Origin of the sequence: Actinoplanes sp. NPDC049802 (assembly GCF_040656595.1) — a bacterium.
GTDB lineage: Bacteria > Actinomycetota > Actinomycetes > Mycobacteriales > Micromonosporaceae > Actinoplanes.
Window position 1 is genome coordinate 97,274 of the sequence record NZ_JBFAMR010000027.1, and the last position, 7,826, is coordinate 105,099.

Sequence of the window (7,826 nt, forward strand, 5' to 3'; positions counted from 1 at the left end):
CGTCTCCTCTACGCGTAGTGGCGGTAGACCGGGCGGGCGATGCAGGCGGGCTTGTCCTGGCCGTCGACCTCGACGATGAAGTCGAAGACGCTCTGCACGCCGTTGCCGGGCACGTCCTCGACGCTGACCACGGTCGCCGCCAGCCGGATCTTCGCGCCGACCTTGACCGGGCTGGGGAAGCGCACCTTCTCCAGGCCGTAGTTGACGCCCATGGTGATGCCCTCGACCCGCAGCAGCCGGGTGAAGAGCGGGATGACCAGGGAGAGGGTGAGGTAGCCGTGGGCGATCGGGGCGCCGAACGGGCCCCGCTCGGCCTTCTCGACGTCGACGTGGATCCACTGGTGGTCGTCGGTGGCGTCGGCGAACGTGTTCACCCGCTGCTGGGTGATCTCCAGCCACTCGCTGCGGCCGAGGTCCGTGCCGACGAGGGACTTGAGGCCGTCGAGGCCGTTCACGGTGGTGGTCATGCGTTCTCCCGGAACAGTAGGCGTGCGGCGTTGGCTTTGAGGATCTTGGGGCGGACGGTGTCCTTGATGTCGAGCGTCTCGAAATCGGCGAGCCAGCGGTCCGGGGTGATCACCGGGTAGTCGGAGCCGAACAGCATCTTGTCCTGCAGCAGGCTGTTCGCGTACCGGACGAGCTGGGGCGGGAAGTACTTCGGTGACCAGCCGGACAGGTCGATGTGGACGTGTTCCTTGTGGGTGGCGACGGCGAGGGCCTCGTCCTGCCACGGGAACGACGGGTGTGCCAGGATGATCCGCAGGTCGGGGAAGTCGACGGCGACGTCGTCGACCAGCATCGGGTTGGAGTACTTGAGACGGATTCCGCCTCCGCCGCGGACCCGGGCGCCGATGCCGGTCTGCCCGGTGTGGAAGAGGGCGACCGCGCCGAGTTCCTCGATCGTCTCGTAGAGCGGGTAGGCGATCGGGTCGTCCGGCGCGAAGCCCTGGATGCTGGGGTGGAACTTGAAACCCTTCACGCCGTAGTGCTCGACCAGGCGGCGGGCCTCGCGGGCGCCGGACTTGCCCTTGTACGGGTCGATGCCGCCGAACGGGATGAGCACGTCCGGGTGGGCAGCGCAGTCCTCGGCGATCTCCTCGTTCGGGATGGCCGGGTGGCCGGTGGCGTGTTCGGCGTCGACGGTGAAGACGACCGCCGCCATCCGCCGCTCCCGGTAGTAGGCGGCCGTCTCGTCGATGGTGGGCTGCCGGTGGCCGTGCGCCTTGAAGTAGTCGGCGGACGCCCCGAGCAGGGCGGGACTCAGCGAGGTGCGCCCGTCCCGGCCCACTTCGGCGTGCGTGTGCACGTCGATGGCGGTGATCTCGCCGAGGTTCATCGCCGCGGCGCCGGGATGCCGTAGGTCTCCGGCGGGAAGTCCCAGGAGGAGGCGATCGCCTCGGCGGTCCAGCCGCCTTCGGCGTACGCGATGTGTTTCTCGCTCGGGTGCGCCCAGAGGGTGAGTCTGTCGCCGCCGATGCCGATCGCCTGGCCGGTGATGTCCTTGGAGGCGTCCGAGGCGAGGAAGGTGATCAGGCCGGTGACGTCCTCGACGGTGCCGAGGCCCTCGTCGTGCCGCATCCAGGCCGGCAACGGCCGCCCGGTGCGCTCGGCCTCCTCGATGGCCGGGCCGAACGCCGGGATGGTCTTGGTCATCTCGGTGGCGGCGACCGGGATGACCGCGTTGACGGTGATCGCGCTGCGGGCCAGTTCCAGAGCCCAGGTGCGGGCCATGGCGGCGATGCCGGCCTTGGCCGCCGCGTAGTTGGTCTGACCGAAGTTGCCGCGTTGCCCGGCCGGGGAGCCGATCAGGATGAGCCGCCCGCCGTCGCCCTGCTCGCGCATCCGGACGGCGGCGGCCCGGGCGCAGGTGAAGGTGCCGCGCAGGTGCACGCGGACGACCGCGTCGAAGTCGTCGTCGGTCATCTTCCACAGCACCCGGTCGCGCAGGATGCCGGCGTTGGTGATCAGCACGTCGAGCCTGCCGAACGTCTCGACGGCGGCGGCGACGAGCCGGCCGGCGCTCGCGGTGTCGCCGACGGCCGCCGCCACACCGACCGCGCCGCCGCCGACCGCGGCGACCGCCGCGTCGACGACCGCCTGGTCCACGTCGTTGACCACGACCGACGCACCCGCCGCCGCGAGCGCCTCGGCGTAGGCGAGACCGAGGCCCCGGCCGCTGCCGGTCACGATGGCGACCCTCCCGCTCAGATCCATGCTCTTCAACCTCTCACAGACGCTCGGACGGGCACAATCAGCAGGATTCCTGTTTATCGCGAGTCTCGATGACGATCAGGTTTCCTGTCAACGGGGTAATCTGGCGGCACCTGCGAGAGGAACCCCCGCCATGGCGACCGGCCCATCCCTGCTCTACCTGGTGAAACAGCTCGAGCTCGCGGTTCGGGCGAACCTCGACGACCTGGTCCGCCCGGCCGGCGTCACCGCCCTGCAGTACACGGCGCTCACCGTCCTGGAACGCCACGACGGCCTCTCCGCGGCCCAGCTCGCCCGCGACTCGTTCGTCACCGCCCAGTCGATGGCCGACATGGTCCGGGCCCTGGAGACACGCGGCCTGATCCGCCGCGAACGCAACTCCGGCAACCGCCGCGAGCTGCTCATCCGCCTCACCGCCGACGGCCGCGCCCTGCTCGCCGCGGTCGCCGCCGACGTGCGCGCCCTCGAAGACCGCCTGCGCGCGAAACTCACCGACGAACAGGCCGCCGCCTTCCGCCAGTCGCTGATCACGGCCTGGCAGTCACTGACCTGAGAAACCCCTTTTCCGGTACGGGCTGAGCCGTCCCCGGAAGCAACGGCTCCGCCCCGCAGTCCCCCGCGGCCGCGCCGCCCGGTCCAGCCCGTGCCGCGCCCGCCGGGCTGAGCTCGGTGGCCCGGCCGCGGTCCCGTGATCACCCGGGTTTCCTTCGGTGGGCCCCCGCGCCGCCGATACCTCCGGCATGCGTATGAGCGGGTTCCTCCGCCACCTGTGGTGGATCTACCTCACGCTCGCGTCCGTCGCGGCGCTGGCGTATGTGGTCATCCCGTTCAACGCCGCCACCCGCTGGGTGTACGTGATCCTGAACTGCACGGCGCCCATCGCCACCTGGGTCGGACTCACCCGCAACGCGCCACAGCGACGGCTCGGCTGGCAGATCATCGCCGCCGGGCTGGCGTTGTCCGGGATCGGTGACATCATCTTCGCCGGCTACACCGCCCGCGGGGTGCAGGCGCCCTTCCCGTCCGCGGCCGACGGCTTCTACCTGCTCGCCCACCTGGCCATCGCGGCCGGGGCGGCGCTGCTCGCGGCCCGCTCCGGGCGGACCGCGTTCCTCGACTCGGCGGTCATCCTCGCCCCGTTCGCCGGCATCGCCTGGCTGCTCGTGGTCGACCCGCTGGTCACCGCGGGCGGCACCCCGCTCGCCCGGTTCCTCGCGGTCGCCTCGCCCGCCGCCACCCTCGTCGTGCTCTACTGCGCCCTCGCCGTGGCGCTCGGCGTGGAACTACGGGCCCCCGGCGTGCGGTGGCTGCTCACCGGCCTCATCGCCTGGTTCGTGTCGGACGCCCTCTACACCCACCAGAGCCTCACCGGCACGTACGCCGAGGGCAAACTCATCGACCTGGGCTGGATGGCGATGCCCATCCTGATCGCCACGGCCGGCCTGCACCCGTCGATGGTCTACACCACGCCCCGCCGGTCCACGGTCACCACACTCACCGTGACGCGAGCGCTCACCCTCTTCGGCGCGGCCCTGCTGCTGCCCACCCTGCACCTGTTCTGGGAGCCCGGGTCCGGCCTGCCCATGGTCGCCGGCGCCTGGGTGTCGATGGCCCTGGTGGCGCTGCGGCTGCTCGGCCCGATCCACGACCTGTCCCGCCGGATCGGTCACGACGCGCTCACCGGACTGGCCAACCGGGCCCTGCTGATGGACCGGCTCGCCCTGGCCCTGGCCTCCCTGCCGGCCGACGCGACGACCCGGGTGGGCGTGCTCTTCTGCGACCTCGACCATTTCAAGAACGTCAACGACAGCCTCGGCCACGACGCCGGCGACCACCTGCTCGTCACCATCGCCGAGCGGCTGCGCGGCGCGGTCCGGACCGGGGACGTGGTCTGCCGGCTCGGCGGGGACGAGTTCGTCATCCTGATGCCGGCCGTCACCGACCAGGAGGCGGAAGCCGTCGCCGACCGGGTCGCCGAGCATCTGGGCCGGCCGGTGCGGCTCAGCGACGGCAGCGACTTCTTCGCCTCCCTGTCGATCGGTCTGCGCACCACCGGCCGGCTCAACGCCGACGCCGAGAGCCTGCTGCAGGACGCGGACACCGCCATGTACCAGGCCAAGGCCGCCGGGCGGGGGCGGATGGTCCGGTTCGACACGCACAGCCGTACCGAGGCCGCGCGGCGACTGCGGCGGGAGGCGGACTTCCGTCGTGCCCTGACCCACCCGGGCGAACTGTTCTGCGTCTACCAGCCGGTCTTCCGGGTCGGCGACGGCAGCCTCAGCTCGGTCGAGGCGCTGGCCCGCTGGCAGCACCCCACCGACGGGATCCTGCCGCCGAGCGCGTTCGTGCCGGTCGCCGAGACCACCGGTACGGTCGGCCAACTGTTCGCCGTGGTCCTCGACCAGTCCCTGCACGAGCAGCGCGCCTGGTACAACCGCACCGGCCGGTGGATGCCGGTCTCGGTCAACCTGTCCCCCCGCCAGCTGGAGGCCGGCACCGCCGACGTGGTGCTCGCCGCCCTGGAGCGCACCGGCACCCCGCCGTCCGCGCTCGCCCTGGAGCTCACCGAACTCGGCCTGGCCCTGCCGGAGACCGTCGAGGCCGCGCTCGGCTCGCTGCGCCGGGCCGGTGTGCGGATCGCCGTCGACGACTTCGGGACCGGCTACTCGTCGATGGCCCGCGTGGCCGACCACGCCTGGGACGTCGTCAAGATCGACCACACGTTCGTGAAGGGGATCGCCACCGACCCGGCCCGCCGCGCACTCGCCGACGCCATGATCGGGATGGCGCACGCGCTCGGCATGGCGTCGCTGGCCGAGGGCGTCGACAACCGCGCCGACCTGGCCGTGCTCGCCGAACTCGGGTGCGAGTACGCGCAGGGTTACCTGTTGGCGCACCCGGTCGACGCGACCGGGATCATGGAGATGGTGACGGCACCGGACTCGGTGAGCTTGTCACCCGTACCCTTGGATCGGGGTTAATGTCGGAATTCTCCGACTATGCCGGTCAGCTCGGAGGCCAGCCGGGTCAGTTCGTCCGCCGCCTGCCGAGTGGTCCGGGCGCCCTCCGCCGTCGACGTCGCCACATCGGCCACCCCCGAGACGGTCAGTGCCACCTCCTCGCTGTTGCCGGCCGCGTCCGCCACCGACCGGCTCATCTCGGCCGTGGTCGCGGTCTGTTCCTCCACCGCTGAGGCGATCGTCGTCGTGTAGTCCCCGATCAGCCCGATCACCTCGGTGATCTCCCCGATCGCGGTGGCCGCCGCCGAGCTGGACCGCTGGATCGCCCCGATCCGGGCGGTGATCTCCTCGGTCGCCTGCGCGGTCTGCTGCGCCAGCTCCTTCACCTCGCCGGCCACCACGGCGAACCCCTTGCCCAGCTGACCGGCCCGCGCCGCCTCCGCCTCGACGGCCGCCGCCCGGGCGGTCTGCTGGGAACGGCTCGCCGGGAGCATCTCGTCGTCGGCGATCGCGTACATCTCGTCGAGCGCCGCCCTGAACTCCTGCCGCGCGGCCTCCTCGGCGGCGTCCCCCGGACCGGCCGTGTACTCCGCCCAGATCTCATCCAGTTCGTCCCGAAAACCGGTGATCTCCTGGCCCAGCCTCGACTTCCCGGCCAGGTCGGCGCTGACCACATGCCGCAGGATCGTCGACCGGACCTCGTTGACGAGCCCGTCGATCTCCGCCAGCCTGGTCATCGGCAGCAGGTTCCGCTCGTAGATGCCGCCGCCCGCGTCGTCGACGGCGGCGAGCTTGGCGATGCCGATCCCGCCGGCCAGCGCCGCGGCCAGCGCGGCCACCAGGACCGCGCACAGCACCTTGCCCATGACCGGCAGGTCGGCCCAACCCGTCCTCCGCGCCATCGGACCACCCCCTCCGGACAGCTTCGGCCCCCGGAATGCTTCCGCGAAGGCGAACCGGGAATTTCCGGTCAGGCGGCGATCCAGGTCAGACGCCGGTCTCCAGCCCCCGTCCCCGAGCCGGATCGGGGATGCGGTCCCGGCGGGTGAGGGTGGCGGCCAGCATCGCGATCACCGACAGCAGGCCGGCGATCGGGGCGAAGGCGAAGCCGTGGCGGATGCTCTCGGCGACCAGGGGCCCGGTCAGCGCGGCGCCCGCCGCGCTGCCCACCGTGAAGGCGGTGATGATCCAGGCGAAGGCCTCGACGGCGGTGCCGGACGGGGTGAGCCGGTCGGCGGCCAGGAACACCGCGGTCAGCAGCGGCGGCAACGACACCCCGGCGACCGCGAGCAGCACCGCCATCAGGGCCGGATCGGGGACCAGCAACAACGGCACGAACCCGGCCGCCAGCGCGGCCGCCGTCAGTGGGAGCCCGGTGGGGCCACCCGGCGTGGCGCGGGTGTACAGCAGGCCACCGGCCAGCGCTCCGGCCGCCTGCGCGGCCAGGAGCCAGCCGCTCAGCGAACGGTCTCCGGCCGCTTCGGCGTAGCCGGTCACCACGACGGGCAGGCTTCCGATCGCCGCTCCCGCACAGATCACCCCGGCCACGATCACGACGAACCGGGGTACGCGCAACGGCCCCGCCCAGTGCCGCACCCCCGCCTCACCACGCCACGTCCGCACCACCGGGGTCAGGGCGAACCCGGCCACGCCGGCGAGCTGCAGCACCGCGGCGGCGAGGAGCCCGGCGGACGGGCCGGCGACGCCGACGGCGGCGAGCGTCACGAGCGGACCGGTCACGTAGATGACCTCCTGCACCGCCAGGTCCAGCGAATAGGCGGCGGCGACCCGGTCGGGCGGAACCAGGTTCGGCCACAGGGCCCGCAGGCACGCTTCCAGCGGCGGCGTCCCGAAGCCGGCGCAGACCGCGCCGGCCAGCATGACCGGCACGCTGTGCCCGCTGGCGGCGACGGCCACGAACCCGATCCCGGACAGCGCCGCCGACCCCCACAGCACCGGCGGCTGCCGCCAGCGGTCGACCACCCGTGCGAGCAGGGGTGCGCTCACCGCCATCCCGGCCGTGTAGGCGGCCACGACCAGGCCGGCGAGGGTGAGCCCGTGTTCCTCACGGGCGAACAGCAGCAGGGCGAGCGGCGCGGCAGCCATCGGCAGACGGCCGATCTGGCTGAAGACGAGAAGCCGGCGTACGAACGGCGCGCGCAACACCGCCCGAAGGCCGGAGGACGTGGTGGACATGACAGATCGCTCCCGGGGTGAGGGGGGGACAGGACGCTGATGCAGCGCCGGTCAGGGAGCGAAGTCGGCCCGGTCGTGATCGTTACCGTAGAGCGGCAGGTCAGGCGTGATCCACCGCGCATAGGCGGCAGCGACAGCCTCGACCGGAATCACACCCGCACCCTAACCCATGCCCGGCCTCACCAGCCCACCCGGCGCCCACTCCGGCCTCCCAGCCCACCCGACGACCACCCCGGCCCACCCGGCGACCACCGCCAGCCTCCCCGACCCAGCCCCGGACGCCTGCAACCGAACGATCGCCCTGAACCTGGCCGGTGTCAGCGCCGCGCGGCGGCTTCCGGGCCGAAACCCCGTGTGTGGATTTCGGGCGCGCTACGCGCCCGAAATCCAAAAAAGGGACATCACAAAACGGGACACCCAAAAAAAAAATAGGGCGCTGCGAAGGGCACGGAGCGGGTG

The 7,826-nt window shown here is 72.1% G+C and carries 7 protein-coding genes; 2 read left to right on the forward strand and 5 right to left on the reverse strand.

The window, feature by feature from the left end:
- Positions 1–8 precede the first annotated feature (8 nt).
- The 3 genes from AB0I88_RS20335 to AB0I88_RS20345 are packed head-to-tail and all read right to left on the reverse strand — an operon-like array spanning position 9 to position 2,214.
- Positions 9–467, reverse strand: coding sequence for a MaoC family dehydratase (locus AB0I88_RS20335; protein WP_361026407.1), 459 nt, complete (start codon positions 465–467; stop codon positions 9–11).
- Positions 464–1,336: an amidohydrolase family protein gene (locus tag AB0I88_RS20340; RefSeq protein WP_361026410.1), complete on the reverse strand. Its 873-nt coding sequence runs from the start codon at positions 1,334–1,336 to the stop codon at positions 464–466. The genes AB0I88_RS20335 and AB0I88_RS20340 overlap by 4 nt, the downstream gene beginning before the upstream one ends.
- On the reverse strand, positions 1,333–2,214 hold the full coding sequence (locus tag AB0I88_RS20345; RefSeq protein WP_361026413.1) for an SDR family oxidoreductase: 882 nt from the start codon (positions 2,212–2,214) through the stop codon (positions 1,333–1,335). The genes AB0I88_RS20340 and AB0I88_RS20345 overlap by 4 nt, the downstream gene beginning before the upstream one ends.
- A 130-nt stretch (positions 2,215–2,344) precedes the next feature.
- On the opposite strand from AB0I88_RS20345, the gene AB0I88_RS20350 reads away from it, so the two are divergent.
- Together AB0I88_RS20350 and AB0I88_RS20355 are read left to right on the forward strand one after the other, a co-directional pair.
- Positions 2,345–2,764, forward strand: coding sequence for a MarR family transcriptional regulator (locus AB0I88_RS20350; protein WP_361026416.1), 420 nt, complete (start codon positions 2,345–2,347; stop codon positions 2,762–2,764).
- Positions 2,765–2,951: 187 nt separating this feature from the next.
- Entirely contained in the window at positions 2,952–5,192 is a 2,241-nt protein-coding gene (locus AB0I88_RS20355; protein ID WP_361026419.1) for a bifunctional diguanylate cyclase/phosphodiesterase, read from the forward strand.
- On the opposite strand, the gene AB0I88_RS20360 is transcribed toward AB0I88_RS20355, so the two are convergent.
- Together AB0I88_RS20360 and AB0I88_RS20365 are read right to left on the reverse strand one after the other, a co-directional pair.
- The gene (locus AB0I88_RS20360; RefSeq protein WP_361026422.1) at positions 5,189–6,073 is read right to left on the reverse strand and encodes an MCP four helix bundle domain-containing protein; all 885 of its coding nucleotides are present in this window, start codon (positions 6,071–6,073) and stop codon (positions 5,189–5,191) included. The two genes, AB0I88_RS20355 and AB0I88_RS20360, sit on opposite strands and share 4 nt — an antisense overlap.
- A gap of 85 nt (positions 6,074–6,158) precedes the next feature.
- Positions 6,159–7,367, reverse strand: a complete 1,209-nt coding sequence (locus AB0I88_RS20365) for an MFS transporter (RefSeq protein WP_361026425.1) — start codon at positions 7,365–7,367, stop codon at positions 6,159–6,161.
- Positions 7,368–7,826 lie beyond the last annotated feature (459 nt).

Excerpts from the sequence above, each read along its gene's own strand:
- AB0I88_RS20360 (WP_361026422.1), bottom strand. The coding sequence starts at position 6,073 with ATGGCGCGGAGGACGGGTTGGGCCGACCTGCCGGTCATGGGCAAGGTG.
- AB0I88_RS20365 (WP_361026425.1), bottom strand. The coding sequence starts at position 7,367 with ATGTCCACCACGTCCTCCGGCCTTCGGGCGGTGTTGCGCGCGCCGTTC.
- AB0I88_RS20355 (WP_361026419.1), top strand. The coding sequence starts at position 2,952 with ATGCGTATGAGCGGGTTCCTCCGCCACCTGTGGTGGATCTACCTCACG.
- AB0I88_RS20345 (WP_361026413.1), bottom strand. The coding sequence starts at position 2,214 with ATGGATCTGAGCGGGAGGGTCGCCATCGTGACCGGCAGCGGCCGGGGC.
- AB0I88_RS20340 (WP_361026410.1), bottom strand. The coding sequence starts at position 1,336 with ATGAACCTCGGCGAGATCACCGCCATCGACGTGCACACGCACGCCGAA.
- AB0I88_RS20335 (WP_361026407.1), bottom strand. The coding sequence starts at position 467 with ATGACCACCACCGTGAACGGCCTCGACGGCCTCAAGTCCCTCGTCGGC.
- AB0I88_RS20350 (WP_361026416.1), top strand. The coding sequence starts at position 2,345 with ATGGCGACCGGCCCATCCCTGCTCTACCTGGTGAAACAGCTCGAGCTC.